Here is a 16,512-nt window from a genome sequence, read left to right on the forward strand (position 1 = left end):
AATTCAACTTCGAGTAGTAATCAATCCATAACATGAAGCACATTAGAAACTTTTCGATTATTGCCCATATCGACCACGGCAAATCAACACTCTCCGATCGTTTGATTCAAGAATGCGGTGGTCTTTCTGATCGTGAGATGGCGGCCCAAGTATTAGACTCAATGGACATTGAGCGTGAACGCGGGATTACCATTAAAGCGCAGAGTGTTACTCTTGATTATAAAGCTCAAGATGGTGAAACATACCAGCTGAATTTTATTGATACTCCTGGTCATGTCGATTTCTCCTATGAAGTATCACGCTCCCTTGCGGCTTGTGAAGGTGCGCTCTTGGTGGTCGATGCCGGACAGGGCGTAGAAGCTCAGACTCTGGCAAACTGTTATACCGCGCTAGAGATGGATATGGATGTTGTTCCTGTCTTGAATAAAATCGATCTGCCTCAGGCCGATCCAGAACGTGTCGCCGATGAGATTGAAGATATCGTCGGTATCGAAGCTGCCGATGCAGTTCGCTGTTCGGCAAAAACAGGCATCGGTATTAAAGACGTGCTTGAAGTTATCGTCGCACAAATACCATCGCCAGAAGGTGATCCAGAAGGGCCTCTGCAAGCTCTGATCATCGATTCTTGGTTCGATAGCTATCAAGGTGTTGTGTCACTGGTACGAATTAAAAATGGCGTACTGAGAAAAGGTGACAAGTTTAAGGTTATGTCCACAGGGCAAAACTATAACGCCGATCGCGTGGGTATCTTTACCCCTAAACAAACAGATACCACTGAGCTGAAAACCGGTGAAGTAGGCTTTATTATTGCTGGTATTAAAGAGATCCACGGCGCCCCAGTGGGGGATACCTTGACTCATGCTAAGCATGGTGCAGATAAACCGCTTGCTGGTTTTAAGAAGGTTAAGCCGCAGGTTTATGCTGGTTTATTTCCTATCTCTACCGACGATTATGAGAGCTTCCGTGATGCATTGAACAAGCTTAGCTTGAATGATGCCTCTTTGTTCTTTGAGCCTGAAACGTCATCTGCGTTGGGCTTTGGTTTCCGTATCGGTTTCCTCGGCCTGCTACACATGGAGATCATCCAGGAACGTTTAGAGCGTGAATATAATCTGGATTTGATCACTACGGCGCCTACGGTTGTCTATGAGATTGTAAAGACGAGCGGTGAAACCATCTATGTCGATAACCCATCGGATCTTCCTGCGATAAACAATATCGAAGAGATGCGTGAACCGATAGTAGAGACCAATATTTTGGTGCCTAAGGAGTACCTGGGTAACGTGATCACCCTGTGTGTCGAAAAGCGCGGTGTGCAGAAAAACTTGGTTTACCACGGTAACCAAGTGGCCCTGACCTATGAGTTACCGATGGCTGAAGTGGTCATGGACTTCTTCGACCGCCTTAAGTCGACCAGTCGTGGTTATGCGTCTCTTGAGTATAACTTTATCCGTTTTGAGCCTGCTGACATGGTGCGTCTGGATATTCTCATCAATGGTGACAGAGTCGATGCTTTGGCAATGATTATTCACAAAGGCTTGATCCGCTCTAAAGGTCTGGCACTTGTGAATAAGATGAAAGAGCTTATTCCACGTCAGATGTTTGATATTGCAGTTCAAGCCGCTGTCGGCAGTCAGATTATCGCGCGCTCTTCGATTAAAGCGATGCGTAAAGATGTAACGGCTAAGTGTTATGGTGGTGATGTTTCTCGTAAGAAGAAGCTATTGAACAAGCAAAAAGAGGGCAAGAAGCGCATGAAGCAGGTGGGTAATGTGGAAGTCCCACAAGAAGCCTTCCTCGCCGTGCTTAAGCTCAATGATTAGCGGCTAATTCGTTAAGAATTGTTAATAGTGAGCAAAAAAAGGCGCCGCAGTTTGCGGCGCTTTCGTTACTAACGTATAACTGACCTATTCGTCTGTGATACGCGATTATTTGACCGCGTATCTATTAGAGATAGCATTATTTGTTTTAAGGCAGGAGTTAATTATCTATGGCAGCCTATTTTTCCCTTATCTTGGTATTAGTGACTCTGAGTAGTGGCCTGGTTTGGATGGCCGACGCATTGTTACTTGCACCTAAGCGTCGTGCAAAGCTTGCGATGGCGCAAGCGGTGGACGCTGATATCAGTGAAGAAGTCGCCGAAAAAATCACTCGTGAACCTGCACTCGTTGAGACGTCTCGTTCTATTTTTCCAGTGATCGCATTCGTACTAATTTTACGTTCATTTATTTATGAACCTTTTCAGATCCCATCGGGTTCTATGATGCCAACACTCTTAGTCGGCGATTTTATCTTAGTTGAGAAGTTTAGCTACGGGCTTAAAGACCCTGTGTGGCGCAACCAGTTGGTTGAGACTAATAAGCCTGAACGCGGTGATGTGACGGTATTTAAGTATCCGGTCGACCCAAGAATCGATTACATCAAGCGAGTAGTTGGTCTACCTGGTGATAGAATTGTCTACCGAAATAAGCAGCTCTATATACAGCCGGCGTGCGGTGAGGGCGTAGAGACTTGCCCCGAACTTAAGCAGGTATCCCGAGCGTCTGTTAATCAGGGGGAGTTTGCTCAAAACGGTACGCCACTACTGCGTTACACTGAACAATTGGGCGAATTGAGTCATGATATTCTGATCAACCCGAGTCGCCCCGATCCTTTGGGATATTACTTCCGTGAAGGCAATCTTCCTGTCGGAGAGTTCATCGTTCCTGAAGGCCAATATTTTATGATGGGAGACAACCGCGATAACAGTACCGATAGTCGTTTCTGGGGATTCGTACCCGAGGAGAACCTAGTCGGTAAAGCGGTTGCTATCTGGATTAGTTTTGAATTTGAACGAACTGCAGCCGACTTCTTACCAAGCTGGATCCCAACGGGTGTACGTTTTGAGCGCGTAGGTGGAATTACTTAAGATGGAACCGATTAAAAACATGCCTAGATTATGTCGAACTTTAGGTTATGAGTTCAACGATCAATCGCTACTCGAGCATGCATTAACGCATCGTAGTGCGTCCAGTAAACATAATGAAAGGCTAGAGTTCCTTGGAGACTCTATACTGTCCATTATCATCTCTGATGCACTGTTTCATCAATTCCCTAAGGCCACTGAGGGCGATCTGAGTCGTATGCGTGCCACACTCGTCTGTGGAAAAATGCTGGCTGAGATCGGTTTCGAGTTTAAATTAGGCGATTACCTGAATTTAGGCCCGGGAGAGTTGAAAAGCGGTGGGTTTCGACGAGAGTCAATCATTGCCGATGCCGTAGAAGCCATTATAGGCGCCGTCTACATCGATTCAGGTGTAGAAAAGTGTCGCTGTTTAGTGCTGAGTTGGTATGAGTCTCGTCTTGCGATTATCCAGCCTGTAAACCAGAAAGATCCAAAAACCTTGTTGCAGGAGTTGTTGCAAGGTTTTAAAAAACCACTTCCGGTCTACAAAGTAATAGACATTAAAGGTGAGGCGCACGCGCAAACCTTTACGGTGGAGTGTTATGTTGAAGAGTTAAGCAAGCCGGTTATCGGTATTGCAAGTTCCCGTAGAAAAGCGGAGCAGCTAGCGGCTGCCGACGCTTTGGAGTTAATGAAGAGATGACCAAGAAAAACGCGCCAGCAAACAATGAAGCGGGTAAGCAGAGCGAACCTAGCTTAGATGAACTGTTGGCACAGATGAACAATCCCTCATCGGATGCAAAATACGATGTGACGTATTGCGGCATGGTAGCGATTGTTGGTCGACCAAATGTGGGTAAATCTACGTTACTCAACAAGTTACTTGGTCAGAAGATCAGTATCACCTCTAAGAAGCCGCAAACGACCCGTCATCGCATCATGGGTATTCATACCGATGGCGCACGTCAGGTGGTGTTTATCGATACGCCAGGCTTGCACATGGAAGAGAAGCGAGCCATCAACCGCCTGATGAACCGTGCCGCGGCCAGTTCATTAGCCGAAGTTAGCCTGGTGATCTTTGTTGTCGACGGCATGACCTGGACCGACGACGATGAGATGGTGTTGCGTAAACTGCAAAGCCGTGATGATGGCCGTAAGACAGTATTGGCGATCAACAAGGTCGATAACATCAAAGATAAGGAAGCACTTTTCCCTTACCTCGAAGAGTTGTCGAAGAAGTTTGAGTTTGATGAAATACTGCCGATTTCAGCTACTCAGGGCACCAATGTTCAGCGTATCTTAGATATGTCAGTCGAATCAGTGCCTGAGTCTCCACATTTCTTCCCGGAAGACTATGTGACCGATAGGTCACAGAAGTTCATGGCATCTGAAATTGTTCGCGAAAAGCTGATGCGCTTCTTAGGTGATGAGCTACCTTACGATTGTACGGTTGAGATTGAGCAGTTCAAGATGATGGAAAATGGCGTCTATCAGATCAATGCCTTAGTTCTTGTCGAGCGTGAAACACAGAAACGTATGGTGATCGGCAACAAGGGCGATCGCATCAAGAAGATTAGCTCTGCCGCTCGTGTCGATATGGAAGTCTTGTTCGATAACAAGGTCTTCCTCGAGATGTGGGTTAAGGTTAAGTCCGGTTGGGCCGATGATGAGCGTGCACTTCGCAGCTTAGGCTATGGCGAGGAGTAACTCTCTTCGCACAATAATGCCTCTTGACTCGGTAATGATTCATTGCCGGGTTGATGGGCATTTTTTTTGTGCCAAAATCTTCTTAAACCCAGTACCGTTGGGGCTTGGTTAATGTTACGCGGTTATGTGCTGCACACTCGTCCCTTTCGTGACTCGAGTGTATTAGTGAATATGTTGGTCGATGGTCAGGGGAGAGTCGATTGCGTCGCTCGTTTAGGGAGTGGCAAGAGCTCAATCAAGAGTATTTTACAACCTTTTCAGCCCCTTATTTTTGAACTTTCTGGCCGCTCCAGCCTTAAGAACCTCTCCCAAGTTGAAGCTGCGAGTCCGGCTATTCCTTTAAGTGGCGAGGTGAGCTTCTCGGGATTCTATCTCAATGAGTTACTCGTACGCTGCACCAGTGTCGATCATGGTGGTGAGGCACTCTTCTTTACCTACCACAGAACCTTAATGGCGATGGCTGCCGGTTTCTGCCAGAGTCAGTTGAGGTACTTTGAGTTAGAATTGCTCAAAGAGATAGGCTTGATGCCGACGCTCACCGTCGACATCAGTCAAGACGCCATCGAAGCCGATTACTATTATCGTTTGTTGCCTGATGAAGGTTTTGTCAGTGCTCTGGGCCCTAAGACCACCCACTATAGCGGAGAGATGTTGCTGGCACTGAATGAGCATAAGTTGCTGCCTGCACATTTTAAACAGGCCAAACACCTGATGCGCCTGATGTTAGGCCCCTGTTTGGGTGATAAACCTTTGAAGTCGAGGGCGCTATTTAAATATCGACCAACATCATAATACCAATTGGTATAACTCGTTTTTACACTGGTTTTTCCCCGCGACATTAGTACAATAGCTTCACAAATATTCTGACGACGTAAATATAGAATAACGTCGCCTATCCCCTATTTTTCGAGGAATTTTCATGAGCCGTATTTTACTGGGTGTTAATATTGATCACATCGCGACCTTACGTCAGGCCCGTGGAACGTCGTATCCGGATCCTGTGCATGCCGCTGCGGTTGCTGAACATGCCGGAGCCGAGGGGATCACGGTTCATCTGCGTGAAGACAGACGTCACATCATAGACCGTGATATCTACCTGTTGGCCAAAACATTAAAAACACGCATGAATTTTGAGATGGCTGTAACAGATGATATGCTCGATATCGCCTGTGAAGTTAAACCTACTTACGTGTGTCTGGTACCCGAGAAACGTGAAGAACTCACCACCGAAGGCGGCTTAGATGTTGCCGGTCAGATGGGCAAGATTGAAGCCGCTATTCGTCGTCTAAGCGATGTCGGTGTTAAGGTATCGCTATTTATCGATGCCGATAAAACTCAAATTGATGCCGCTGTTGCTGTTGGTGCCCCGCTGATTGAAATCCACACAGGCTGTTACGCCGATGCCGAAAATGAAGCCGAAGAGGCTAAAGAGCTGTCACGTATCACCGAAATGGCCAAATACGCTCACTCTAAGGGGTTAATCGTCAATGCCGGCCATGGACTTCACTACCATAACGTTAAGCCGATAGCTGCGATCCCAGAGCTTTATGAGCTTAACATCGGCCATGCAATTATCGCCCGCGCCGCTATCGATGGTCTGGCGACAGCCGTTAAAGATATGAAGCAGCTGATGAACGAAGGTCGCAGAGGCGAATAAGTTGTTAGGTTCTAGATGCGAGTTCCTAGGCCCTAGGATCTCGTACCTAGGAACTTCTTAATTTTAAGGAAATATATGATTGTTGGTCTAGGTACCGATATCGTCGAGATAGAACGTATCGAGCAAAAAGTACCGCAAGCTGGCGATCATGAGGCTCTGGCTAAATGCCGCCTGGCCAAGCGCGTGCTGACGGAATCTGAAATGGCGATATTTGTCGCCTCATCAAAGCCCGGACGTTACCTGGCCAAGCGCTTCGCCGCTAAAGAGGCTGCAGCAAAGGCCTTAGGCACCGGCATTGGCCGCGGCGTCTCGTTTCAACATATCGAAATAAGTAATGATGCTAATGGTGCCCCTCAGGTTAATTTCAGCGGTGGGGCGGCTGAAAGGCTCGCCCTTCTTAGTGGCGTTCGCGGGCACCTCTCGATTGCCGATGAGAAGCACTACGCGACAGCAACAGTCATTCTTGAGTCTTAGGAATAAGACTATTTCAATTCTTTTACTGTTATTTGGTAGTTAATTGAAGGTCGTACCTTCATTGGCATCTATCGCTTCCAGCGAGGGGGTGTGTAGACACTTCTGCGAGTCGCTGCAAGCACATCCATGTGTGCTCTGCCAAAACATCCCTGTTTTGGAAGCTCGCAGCCGCATCGACACTAGCTAATTTACAAGAAAGTTATCTCTTCGAAATGAGTTTCCCCAAACAGATAATTCTATATTGTTGAAAATAATCGATTTTATATTAGTGGTATTTACATAACGCGCCAAATCAATTCTCGATTATCTAAGTTCTCGGTTTCTCCAGACAAAATGGTCTTTGCTTCACAGGAACCTTGCTGATAAGTTACTAAAATAATTGTGAATAACTTGTGCTCTGCGATTAGATTGGTTGACAGTCTGCGGGGGATCGGAATTCACGCTAATACGCTGGTATGTTTTAGGTAGAGTATGAACAAATTATCATGGAAAGATATATGGTTCATTGGCATCGTAGGTTTGCCTTATTACATTTTTTGTGCGTTTATCATTAAGGCGTTAGCTAGCCAAAGCCCCTGGGCATTCATTTTGTTTCTACCTGCTTTATTTTTTTATGATTACTTCTCTCAAAATGGTTTTCGGGCAATCGTAATACAAAAGGCACAAGGGAGACTGCTATATTGCATTAAGTCTTTTTTTTATCAGTTTGTTTTTATAGCTTTTATCTTGCTACTGTTGGGGCTGACTAAAACATAACAGCAGCAATAGACCTCCAGCGATTGTGCTGGGTATTATATGCCAGTCAAAGGAGTATGCATTAAATGTCTGAAAAATATATGCTTCATGCGTTAGATATATCGCATCAGGCTCACCACAATGTCTGCCAAATCCTCCGGTTGGATGTGTGTTTGTAAAGGGCAATAAGATTGTCTCTGAAGGAGAGCTCAAGAGGTTGGCGGTAATCACGCTGAAGTGGAAGCGCTAAATGCCTACTCGGGATCTATGTCCGAAGTTACGGCTTATGTCACTTTAGAAAATGGTTCATTTGTTGGTAGAACGCCAGCATGTGCAATTACATTAGTGAAATTGGGCATTAAAAATGCGGTGGCCTCAATACAAGACCGGGATCCTAGAAATATTGGTAAAGGTATTCAGATACTCGAAAGTCGTGGTGTAACGGTCAAAGTTGGCTTGTGAAGTGGACTGGTTAGCGCGTTTCTAAATCCATATTTGGGTAAGTCGTAAGAGCACATACTAAACACTCCAAAGCCAATATCTAACGCGCGGTATTTTAAGTTCTAGTCTTTTGGTTATTAAAGTTCGGTGCTTTGGTTGACGGGGTGATAATCTAATCTTGGAAGGCTTATCGTTATGCTCACCCAAGTCTTTACAGGCTCTCGATTCGGTTGCGGCCATTGCTTTTGGCTTGATACAGTGAGTTATCGATGCGCTGAAATATATCCTCTATTGAGTCTTCATCTTTGCACTCGGTGACTCCGAAACTACAGGTAATATAGAGATCGGGCTCAATCTCATACTGGCTGATGGTTGTTCTGAGCTTCTCGGTTACGACGAGTGCTTGCTTGAGTGTTAACTCAGGAAATATGAGGACAAATTCTTCGCCTCCCCAGCGGGCAAAAAAATCGAGTTCTCTGATATTAGTGGATACCAGCTTACACAATTTTTGCAGGATATCGTCGCCTTTCTTGTGCCCATAGGTGTCGTTTACATTTTTGAATAGATCTATATCAAAAATGGTTAAGGAGAGGGGATGATTGTATCTTCTTGAGCGTAATACCTCTTTTTGTAACTCTTTTTCAAAGCTTCTTCGGTTAGCGATAGAGGTGAGTGGGTCAATATTGGAGAGGAGCGCGACCTCTTTAATCTTCTCTTCGAGTTCCTGGTTTTTCTTCTCCAACTCTTTTGCGTTTATCTTTATCAGGTTGTCCAGTGACATATTACCTTGCTGAAGGAGCTTATTGAGTTTACTAACTTCATCTTGAGCTAACTTTTTATTATGAATATTGTGGTGTGCGCCAATCATTCTGGCGACGGTACCATCGGCTTTATAAGCCTGTATCTTAGCCCGGTCGATTATCCATAGGTAGCTTCCATCAGACTTTTTGCAGCGGTATTCGATAAGGTATTGAGTAGACTGCCCGTTTATATATTGTTCGAAGTGGGTCATGACTCTCTTGTAGTCATCGGGGTGAATAATATTTTCCCAGGTAAACACATTCTCCAGAAATATCCCTACCTCATAGCCAAGCATGCGATACCATCCCGGGCTGCGGGTTACATGGCCTGTCTCACCGTTCCAGTCCCATGTTCCCTCGACGATTAAATCCAGGATAGCATTTAGGGTGGTGTCTGACTCTGTGACTTCACTATGTTTATAGGTATCGTTCATCTGTTACTTATATGTTGATTTTATTTTGTTTTCTTTAATATAGTTGAGTTTGTATGCCTAAAACAAATTAATCTTTTTAGTTTGTTATCTGAACTCAATATTGATGTCTGTTTAGGGCATAGCTATCAACAAATTAGTCAGAAAACTCAGACTAAAGCGATGCCATAACGTTTTCCCCCTGAATCTTTACTCTATTAATGAATTCAGAAATGCATTAGGTTAGTGAGAAATGAGACTGACGTCACACTTAACGCTAGAGGAGAAGCGATGAAATCCGCCGAAGAGCAGTTATCGACCTATAAGAGTGTTCATTTGAACCCGAAGAATATCAGGACTCATTTTGTCGGCATTCCGCTGATTATCTGGTCTCTGTTCTTGCTGCTAAATCTTATTCCTGTGAAGTTTTTTGCTCTTGATGAGCCCGCCATCAGCATTAATGTTGCTGGTGCCTTTACTATTGGCGTTCTCATCTATTACATCAGGCTGCATGCCCGTTTGGCCATAGGGTTAACCTTGTTTATCATTCCGGTATTGTATACCTCACATCTTGTGGCTCAGCTACTGGGGGCCGTTTGGATAGCGCTAGCCGTGTTTGTTATTGGTTGGGTGTTTCAACTGATTGGTCATCAATATGAGAAGGCAAAGCCTGCATTTGTGGATGACTTGAATCAGTTGCTTATCGGGCCGTTCTTTTTAATGGCCGAAGTGTATTTTATGCTTGGGTTCGAGAAACAGTTAGATAAGCGGATAACGCCGATGGCGATTGATAAGCGACGGGTGCTTGAAACTGAGCGCCGCGCGGCACGTGGGTGATTTGTAACTTACTTAAGGTATTATTTTTAAATCCTTAAGTGTGTAAGCGTATTTAAGGGCGGGAGATCTCTTCTTAACGTAAAAAGGCGCCTGAGGCGCCTTTTTATTTTTGATAACACTGAACTGTATTTCCGTTTTAGCGTTTCTTGAGTATTTCATGTTTCTTGGGGGCTTTATAATACTGCGGCATCACCCTGACAGTTTTGACCCTATTGTCGGCGACATCTATGACTTCCAGAGGATAGCCTGCGATACGCATGCTAGTATTTGGTGCTGGGATCTCTTCGAGATACTCCACGATAAGGCCGTTTAGTGTTTTAGGACCATCGATAGGAAAACTCCATTGCATCTCTTTATTCATCTCTCGAATATTAATGCTCGCTTCAATTAAGAAACTGCCATCTTGCTGCTGATTGATGTCTTCGCTGGGCGTGGTGACCATGGAGGTCGTAAAGTCTCCGACAATCTCCTCGAGGATATCTTCGAGGGTCACTAAGCCCTGAATGTCACCATATTCATCGACCACTAGCCCTATACGTTCCTTATTCTGCTGGAAGTTACCCAGCTGCACGTTGAGAGGTGTGCCCTCAGGGATGAAGTAGAGCTCTTTTACGGCGCGCAGTAGTGAAGACTTACTGAACTGCTCTTTGGATTGTAATCTAAGTGCATCACGAAGGTGAACGAAGCCTACGGCATCGTCGATATTGTCTCTGTATAACAAGACGCGAGTATGCGGGCTCTGAATAACCTGCTTATTAATGCTCTTAAACTCGTCGTTGATATTGATGGCGTATAGGTCTGAACGCGGCACCATAATGTCTTCAACTGTCACTTTTTCAAGATCCATAATAGATAGCAGCATCTCCTGGTGACGTGTGGGGATCAATGCGCCAGCTTCATGAACGACGGTTCTCAGCTCCTCCTGGCTCAGAGCATCTGAGGCTTTTATTGAATGAATCCCGAGCAGATGAAGGAAGTCTGAAGTAATTAAGTTTACGGCCTTTACCAATGGCGAGAGGATTACCAGCAGCCATTTAAGGATTAAGCTTGATGGGAAGGCGATGCGTTCAGGATGAAGTGCGGCAACTGTTTTAGGGGTGACTTCGGCAAATACTAAGACAACTAACGTTAACACTCCAGTGGCAATGGCGACCCCCACATCACCAAACAATCGTATTCCAATGATGGTCGCTATAGCGGAAGCTAGAATATTGACCAGGTTGTTACCTATTAAGATAAGCCCAATTAACCTATCCGGTCGCTCTAACATCCTAATTGCACGATTTGCACCCTTATGCCCCTTAGACGCGAGGTGCTTTAGACGATAGCGATTGAGGGACATCATGGCGGTTTCTGAGCCTGAGAAGTAGGCTGAAATAATCAATAATATAACAAGAATAAGCAGAAGTGCGCTTGTCGATATCGCGTCCAAAAAGGAGCTCCAGTGTTGGGTGAAATCATGTTATAAAAACATAAAGTAAGCGTAAGAAACTAGTAATTACAGCTAATCGGGGAAAGTGTCAAGTTAGCCTTATTGGTTAGGATAAATTCAACTTACTGAATATCTGAACAAATAAGGCATACTCGGGCTATAGCTTGAAGTTAACTCACGCCATCATTAGGTAAGAATAAGTTCTTTGACTATTCGTGCTCCAAAATAGGCGAGCGATAGCAGGGTAGCCCCGGACAGGGTATAGAACACGGCGGTTCTTATTTTGCAGCCCACCCAATATTGCTGTGCAAGCATGGCTATATAGGTAAACCAGGCGATGATAGAGAGTATCGCCTTGTGTCCTTTTCCTTCTGAAAACATATCATCGAGGAAAATAAAGCCAGTCGCTAGCGAGAGACTTAATAGAATAACGCCGACGATGACCAAATGATAAAGCTGCTTCTCAACGGTCATCAGAGGTGGCATAGAGGGACTCATGATGAGTTTCTTACTCTTTAACTTATGTTGAATAATGGCAAGCTGTATCGCGTATAGCGCCGCTATCATCAGGGCGCTGTAGGCCATGAGTGATAACACCACATGAGACAGCACATCCGGATGAAGTTCGAAATGTGTTATATATTCAGGTGGAACAAGCCATAGAAGCGCAACGGAGATAATTGAACAGGCATAAATCACGGGCACGACTATTATCATTTTTAGTCTGAATAACAGTATCGTGAAGGTGAAAGCGATAATCCAGTTCACCATAGATATTACATTGGTCAGGCTAAAGTTTTGACCGTCGCCGGTAAAAGTTGCCTGAGAGAGTGCAGCGGCATGAAGTACTACGGCGATCGCTGCAAAGGCGGCAACAATGCGTCGGTTAGGGCCGTCGGCATGAAAGAGGCGGCTAACCACTAGCACTAAGGCAATGCAGTAAAATAACATGGCTGAAGCGGAAAATATGACCATTGAGTATTAACCTATCGTTTGTGTTTGCAGTGCACCGATTGTTGACGATACAGTCAAATGTATCGAACAGGAAAAGTTCACATGTAAATCTTATTCCTAGAATAACACGAGCGGCAACCAATTGTGCAGTAGGTTTGAGCACAAAAATTAATTCTTTCTGAGCGTTAGGCCTAAGTTTTACACATTTCTAAGCGCCGTGACGGGCTTTTACACTGCACATATACAGCTCACATAGCTTTGCATATACATCTCACATAGTTTTATCGGTATCGGTGCTCCTCTTGGCCTATTGCCCATTTAGTTTTATTTTGAATATTTTGCTTATACAAAGGGGGGGAGGCGGGGGCCCACGCTGGCATCTTAAGATGGCTTGGGTATATAATACGCGCCATCAATGTAAATTCTAAACGGTAAAGAACTCGATAATGTTTGAGAACCTAACGGACAGACTGTCACGAACGCTGAAAAATATCAGTGGTCGTGGGCGCTTAACTGAAGATAATGTTAAGGATACCTTACGAGAAGTGCGCATGGCGCTACTTGAGGCTGATGTTGCTTTGCCTGTTGTACGAGCTTTCGTCAACGGTGTAAAAGAACGTGCTGTTGGCTTGGAGGTTTCAAAAAGTTTAAGTCCGGGTCAGGCATTTATTAAGATAGTCCAGAGCGAGTTAGAAAACGCGATGGGTGAGGCGAACGAAGGGTTAGATCTATCGGCTCAACCTCCAGCAGTCATTATGATGGCTGGTCTGCAAGGTGCCGGTAAAACAACCAGTGTCGCCAAGTTATCTAAGTTCCTACGTGAAAGAGATAAAAAATCGGTACTGGTTGTTAGTGCCGACGTTTATCGTCCGGCGGCGATTAAACAGCTTGAAACATTGGCCGCTGAGGTGGAAGTCGAATTCTTCCCGTCAGATGTAAGCCAGAAGCCTATCGATATCGTCAATGCGGCCATGACTCATGCCAAGCTGAAGTTTATCGACGTGGTAATTGTCGATACTGCAGGTCGTTTGCATGTCGATGAAGGCATGATGGATGAGATCAAGGCGCTTCATGCCGCGGTCAATCCTGTCGAGACACTTTTTGTCGTCGATGCAATGACGGGTCAAGATGCGGCCAATACGGCTAAAGCCTTTAATGAAGCGCTACCATTAACCGGTGTCGTATTGACCAAGGTCGATGGTGATGCTCGAGGCGGTGCCGCTTTATCTATTCGTCATATTACCGGTAAACCGATTAAGTTCTTAGGTGTGGGCGAGAAAACCGACGCTCTGGAGCCATTCCACCCGGATCGTATTGCATCACGTATCTTAGGTATGGGTGACGTACTGTCACTGATTGAAGAGGTTGAACGCGGCGTCGATAAAGACAAGGCGATGAAGCTGGCTTCCAAAGTGAAGAAAGGTGGCAGTTTCGACCTTGAAGATTTCCGTGAGCAACTTCAGCAGATGAAGAACATGGGCGGCATGATGGGTATGATTGAGAAGCTTCCCGGAGTTGGACAACTGCCTCCCGAAGCCTTAGCTCAAGTGCAAAATGGCAAGATGACGAATCAGATGGAAGCCATCATCAACTCTATGACCAAAGGTGAGCGTGCTCGCCCGGATATGATTAAAGGTTCGCGTAAGCGCCGTATCGCTCAGGGTTCCGGCACTCAGATCCAAGACGTTAACCGTCTATTGAAGCAGTTCAGCCAGATGCAGAAGATGATGAAGAAGATGTCTGGTAAAGGCGGCATGAAGAAGATGATGCGTGGCATGGGTGGCATGTTGCCCCCAGGAATGAAGATGCCGGGTCGCTAGACTCGCCACTTTTTATAAGTTAATGAGCCCACAGATGCTAATATTGATGTCTGTGGGCTTTCTATTTGCTGTCAGTGTCAGGCGTATATATCACCTGAGTGACCGCAAAAAAGGTTAAAAACCATTGGTGCCCATTTCTATGTTATCGGATAGACTTTAATCAGAATTGGTATATTTGGTTGCATTCGCTGGCGAGTAAGGTAAAATCGTCCGGCTTTCTATCTGGGACTCTTCGCGAACACGGGGTTCCAGTTTTTATTTTTGCTTCATAAGAAGCAAATCATTAGAGGATAAAAGACGCATGGTTACCATTCGTTTAGCTCGTGGCGGCGCAAAAAAGCGTCCATTTTACAACATCGTAGTTGCTGATAGCCGTAACGCTCGTGACGGTCGTTTCATCGAACGTGTTGGTTTCTTCAACCCAATGGCTCGTGGCCAGGAAGAAACTCTACGTTTAGACCTAGCTCGCGTTGAGCACTGGGTTGCTACTGGTGCTGCTACATCTGATCGTGTAGCAAAGCTAATCAAAGACGCTCGTAAAGCTGCTGCTTAATAGCGTTAAGGTATAGATTGATGAGTAGTAAACAAGAACCTGTTGTGCTGGGGAAATTAGGATCCAGTCATGGCATTAAGGGTTGGTTGAAGATCACTACCTATACCGATTCTGTTGAAGGTATTTTTGACTATTCACCTTGGTTGATAAAAGAGCAAGGCGAATGGCGCGAGGTTAAAGTGCTCCAGTGGCGTTTTCAAGGTAAAGCGGTTGTCGCTTGTCTTGAGGGCGTAGAAACACGGGAACACGCGCAGATGCTCACTAATTGTGAGATAGCGGTGACTCCAGAGCAGATGGACACCTTGCCGGAAGATGAATTCTACTGGCGAGATCTTATCGGTTGTGAAGTGATGAATACCAAAGGCTACAACATGGGGAAAGTACAGGAGATCGTGGAAACAGGATCGAATGATGTACTCCTTGTTAAAGCTAACGCAAAAGATGGCTTCGGCAAAGCGGAACGTATGATCCCCTTTGTCACCGAGCAGTTCATCATTGAGGTGAACTTAACGGAAAAACAGATCACAGTGGATTGGGATCCGGACTTTTAAGTCGAGGTAGAACATATGCGGTTAGGGGTAGTAACCCTGTTTCCTGAGATGTTTCGCGCCGTAACAGACTTTGGAGTAACGGGTCGGGCCGTTAAAAATGGCCTGCTGGAGTTGCAAACGTGGAATCCTCGTGATTTCACCCATGATAAACATAAGACAGTGGATGACCGACCTTATGGCGGTGGCCCTGGCATGTTAATGATGGTGCAGCCTTTACGCGATGCTATTCATGCGGCGAAAGCTGCGACTGGCGACAGTGCGAAGGTGATTTATCTATCTCCTCAAGGACGCAAGCTTACACAGCAAGGCGTCGAAGAGTTAGTTAAGTCAGACAGTTTGATTTTAGTGTGCGGTCGATACGAAGGTATAGACGAACGCATTATTCAAACTGAAGTGGATGAAGAGTGGTCTATTGGAGATTACGTGCTTTCGGGCGGTGAACTTCCTGCAATGACTCTGATTGATTCAGTATCACGGCTGGTTCCTGGTGTACTAGGAAAGAAAGCCTCGGCAGAGCAGGATTCCTTCTCTGACGGATTATTGGATTGTCCCCACTATACTCGTCCTGAAACCTTGGATAACTTAGATGTACCGGCAGTGTTGTTAAGTGGCAACCACGAACATATTAGACGCTGGCGTCTACAACAGAGTCTCGGTAGAACTTTGTTAAGACGACCAGATTTATTAGAAAATCTAGCTCTGACTGACGAACAAACGAAGCTGTTAAATGAGTTTGTTGAATAAACGAACCCAAGCGGATAGTTACGATCGGTTATTTCTAGTATGGAGTTTATTTCATGAATAACATCATTAAAATGCTCAACGAAGAGCAAATGAAGCAAGATGTACCAGAATTTGGTGCAGGTGACACAGTAGTTGTTAAAGTACGTGTTGTAGAAGGCGGTAAAGAGCGTCTACAGGCATTCGAAGGCGTTGTAATCGCTAAGCGTAACCGTGGCGTTCACTCTGCATTCACAGTACGTAAGATCTCTAATGGTGAAGGTGTTGAGCGTGCGTTCCAGATTCACAGCCCAATCATCTCTAGCATCGAAGTTAAGCGTCGCGGCCGTGTTCGTCGTGCTAAGCTTTACTACTTACGTGAGCGTTCAGGTAAGTCTGCACGTATCCGTGAGAAGCTAGCTACTAAGTAATTTAGTAGTACGCAGTAAAAAAAGATGCAGTGTTCGCACAATAACCCGCCTTATGGCGGGTTTTTGTGTTTTAAGGGGGCGAGTTTATGTAGGACCGGCTTCAGCC

General features: G+C 45.4%; 17 protein-coding genes. 14 read left to right on the forward strand and 3 right to left on the reverse strand.

The genetic code is table 11. The features are described from left to right. The first annotated feature begins 32 nt into the window (after positions 1-32). The 8 genes from lepA (at position 33) to SSED_RS24945 (ending at position 7,919) form a co-directional block, all read left to right on the forward strand. Positions 33-1,823 (forward strand): translation elongation factor 4, encoded by a 1,791-nt coding sequence (gene lepA, locus SSED_RS05880; RefSeq protein ID WP_012141493.1) that lies wholly within the window; start codon positions 33-35, stop codon positions 1,821-1,823. 167 nt (positions 1,824-1,990) lie between these two features. Further along, the gene (lepB, locus tag SSED_RS05885; protein WP_012141494.1) at positions 1,991-2,908 is read left to right on the forward strand and encodes a signal peptidase I; all 918 of its coding nucleotides are present in this window, start codon (positions 1,991-1,993) and stop codon (positions 2,906-2,908) included. Position 2,909: 1 nt separating this feature from the next. After that, the gene (gene rnc, locus SSED_RS05890; protein WP_012141495.1) at positions 2,910-3,587 is read left to right on the forward strand and encodes a ribonuclease III; all 678 of its coding nucleotides are present in this window, start codon (positions 2,910-2,912) and stop codon (positions 3,585-3,587) included. After that, positions 3,584-4,591, forward strand: coding sequence for a GTPase Era (era, locus tag SSED_RS05895; RefSeq protein WP_012141496.1), 1,008 nt, complete (start codon positions 3,584-3,586; stop codon positions 4,589-4,591). The genes rnc and era overlap by 4 nt, the downstream gene beginning before the upstream one ends. A gap of 111 nt (positions 4,592-4,702) precedes the next feature. Next, positions 4,703-5,383 (forward strand): DNA repair protein RecO, encoded by a 681-nt coding sequence (gene recO, locus SSED_RS05900; RefSeq protein ID WP_012141497.1) that lies wholly within the window; start codon positions 4,703-4,705, stop codon positions 5,381-5,383. Between the two features lie 127 nt (positions 5,384-5,510). Further along, the gene (gene pdxJ, locus SSED_RS05905) at positions 5,511-6,248 is read left to right on the forward strand and encodes a pyridoxine 5'-phosphate synthase (RefSeq protein ID WP_012141498.1); all 738 of its coding nucleotides are present in this window, start codon (positions 5,511-5,513) and stop codon (positions 6,246-6,248) included. A 75-nt stretch (positions 6,249-6,323) separates the two neighbouring features. Next, positions 6,324-6,722, forward strand: a complete 399-nt coding sequence (gene acpS, locus SSED_RS05910) for a holo-ACP synthase (RefSeq protein WP_012141499.1) — start codon at positions 6,324-6,326, stop codon at positions 6,720-6,722. Between the two features lie 1,002 nt (positions 6,723-7,724). After that, positions 7,725-7,919 (forward strand): hypothetical protein, encoded by a 195-nt coding sequence (locus tag SSED_RS24945; protein WP_223295950.1) that lies wholly within the window; start codon positions 7,725-7,727, stop codon positions 7,917-7,919. A gap of 190 nt (positions 7,920-8,109) precedes the next feature. Here the strand turns inward: SSED_RS24945 and SSED_RS05925 are convergent, their stop codons facing one another. Continuing rightward, positions 8,110-9,132 (reverse strand): sensor domain-containing diguanylate cyclase, encoded by a 1,023-nt coding sequence (locus tag SSED_RS05925; RefSeq protein WP_012141501.1) that lies wholly within the window; start codon positions 9,130-9,132, stop codon positions 8,110-8,112. Positions 9,133-9,399: 267 nt separating this feature from the next. Here SSED_RS05925 and SSED_RS05930 point away from each other — a divergent pair, with 267 nt between their 5' ends. Continuing rightward, on the forward strand, positions 9,400-9,945 hold the full coding sequence (locus SSED_RS05930) for an Mpo1 family 2-hydroxy fatty acid dioxygenase (RefSeq protein WP_012141502.1): 546 nt from the start codon (positions 9,400-9,402) through the stop codon (positions 9,943-9,945). Positions 9,946-10,081: 136 nt separating this feature from the next. On the opposite strand, the gene SSED_RS05935 is transcribed toward SSED_RS05930, so the two are convergent. Beyond that, positions 10,082-11,377, reverse strand: a complete 1,296-nt coding sequence (locus tag SSED_RS05935; protein ID WP_012141503.1) for an HlyC/CorC family transporter — start codon at positions 11,375-11,377, stop codon at positions 10,082-10,084. 186 nt (positions 11,378-11,563) lie between these two features. Then, positions 11,564-12,352 (reverse strand): cytochrome C assembly family protein, encoded by a 789-nt coding sequence (locus SSED_RS05940; RefSeq protein ID WP_012141504.1) that lies wholly within the window; start codon positions 12,350-12,352, stop codon positions 11,564-11,566. A gap of 425 nt (positions 12,353-12,777) precedes the next feature. Between SSED_RS05940 and ffh the strand changes: the two genes are divergently transcribed. The 5 genes from ffh (at position 12,778) to rplS (ending at position 16,406) form a co-directional block, all read left to right on the forward strand. Continuing rightward, the gene (gene ffh, locus SSED_RS05945; protein ID WP_012141505.1) at positions 12,778-14,151 is read left to right on the forward strand and encodes a signal recognition particle protein; all 1,374 of its coding nucleotides are present in this window, start codon (positions 12,778-12,780) and stop codon (positions 14,149-14,151) included. A gap of 301 nt (positions 14,152-14,452) precedes the next feature. Further along, entirely contained in the window at positions 14,453-14,704 is a 252-nt protein-coding gene (gene rpsP, locus SSED_RS05950) for a 30S ribosomal protein S16 (protein WP_012141506.1), read from the forward strand. Between the two features lie 20 nt (positions 14,705-14,724). After that, complete coding sequence (rimM, locus tag SSED_RS05955) at positions 14,725-15,255, forward strand: ribosome maturation factor RimM (protein WP_012141507.1); 531 nt, start codon at positions 14,725-14,727, stop codon at positions 15,253-15,255. A 15-nt stretch (positions 15,256-15,270) separates the two neighbouring features. Then, complete coding sequence (gene trmD / locus SSED_RS05960) at positions 15,271-15,999, forward strand: tRNA (guanosine(37)-N1)-methyltransferase TrmD (protein ID WP_012141508.1); 729 nt, start codon at positions 15,271-15,273, stop codon at positions 15,997-15,999. Positions 16,000-16,052: 53 nt separating this feature from the next. Further along, complete coding sequence (gene rplS, locus SSED_RS05965; protein WP_012141509.1) at positions 16,053-16,406, forward strand: 50S ribosomal protein L19; 354 nt, start codon at positions 16,053-16,055, stop codon at positions 16,404-16,406. The last annotated feature ends 106 nt before the right edge of the window (positions 16,407-16,512 follow it).

It is taken from the genome of Shewanella sediminis HAW-EB3 (genome assembly GCF_000018025.1).
Taxonomy (GTDB): Bacteria; Pseudomonadota; Gammaproteobacteria; order Enterobacterales; family Shewanellaceae; genus Shewanella; species Shewanella sediminis.

Bases quoted from the DNA above. Each gene is read 5' to 3' on its own strand.
- lepA (WP_012141493.1), top strand. From the start codon at position 33: ATGAAGCACATTAGAAACTTTTCGATTATTGCCCATATCGACCACGGC.
- lepB (WP_012141494.1), top strand. From the start codon at position 1,991: ATGGCAGCCTATTTTTCCCTTATCTTGGTATTAGTGACTCTGAGTAGT.
- rnc (WP_012141495.1), top strand. From the start codon at position 2,910: ATGGAACCGATTAAAAACATGCCTAGATTATGTCGAACTTTAGGTTAT.
- era (WP_012141496.1), top strand. From the start codon at position 3,584: ATGACCAAGAAAAACGCGCCAGCAAACAATGAAGCGGGTAAGCAGAGC.
- recO (WP_012141497.1), top strand. From the start codon at position 4,703: ATGTTACGCGGTTATGTGCTGCACACTCGTCCCTTTCGTGACTCGAGT.
- pdxJ (WP_012141498.1), top strand. From the start codon at position 5,511: ATGAGCCGTATTTTACTGGGTGTTAATATTGATCACATCGCGACCTTA.
- acpS (WP_012141499.1), top strand. From the start codon at position 6,324: ATGATTGTTGGTCTAGGTACCGATATCGTCGAGATAGAACGTATCGAG.
- SSED_RS24945 (WP_223295950.1), top strand. From the start codon at position 7,725: ATGTCCGAAGTTACGGCTTATGTCACTTTAGAAAATGGTTCATTTGTT.
- SSED_RS05925 (WP_012141501.1), bottom strand. From the start codon at position 9,132: ATGAACGATACCTATAAACATAGTGAAGTCACAGAGTCAGACACCACC.
- SSED_RS05930 (WP_012141502.1), top strand. From the start codon at position 9,400: ATGAAATCCGCCGAAGAGCAGTTATCGACCTATAAGAGTGTTCATTTG.
- SSED_RS05940 (WP_012141504.1), bottom strand. From the start codon at position 12,352: ATGGTCATATTTTCCGCTTCAGCCATGTTATTTTACTGCATTGCCTTA.
- ffh (WP_012141505.1), top strand. From the start codon at position 12,778: ATGTTTGAGAACCTAACGGACAGACTGTCACGAACGCTGAAAAATATC.
- rpsP (WP_012141506.1), top strand. From the start codon at position 14,453: ATGGTTACCATTCGTTTAGCTCGTGGCGGCGCAAAAAAGCGTCCATTT.
- rimM (WP_012141507.1), top strand. From the start codon at position 14,725: ATGAGTAGTAAACAAGAACCTGTTGTGCTGGGGAAATTAGGATCCAGT.
- trmD (WP_012141508.1), top strand. From the start codon at position 15,271: ATGCGGTTAGGGGTAGTAACCCTGTTTCCTGAGATGTTTCGCGCCGTA.
- rplS (WP_012141509.1), top strand. From the start codon at position 16,053: ATGAATAACATCATTAAAATGCTCAACGAAGAGCAAATGAAGCAAGAT.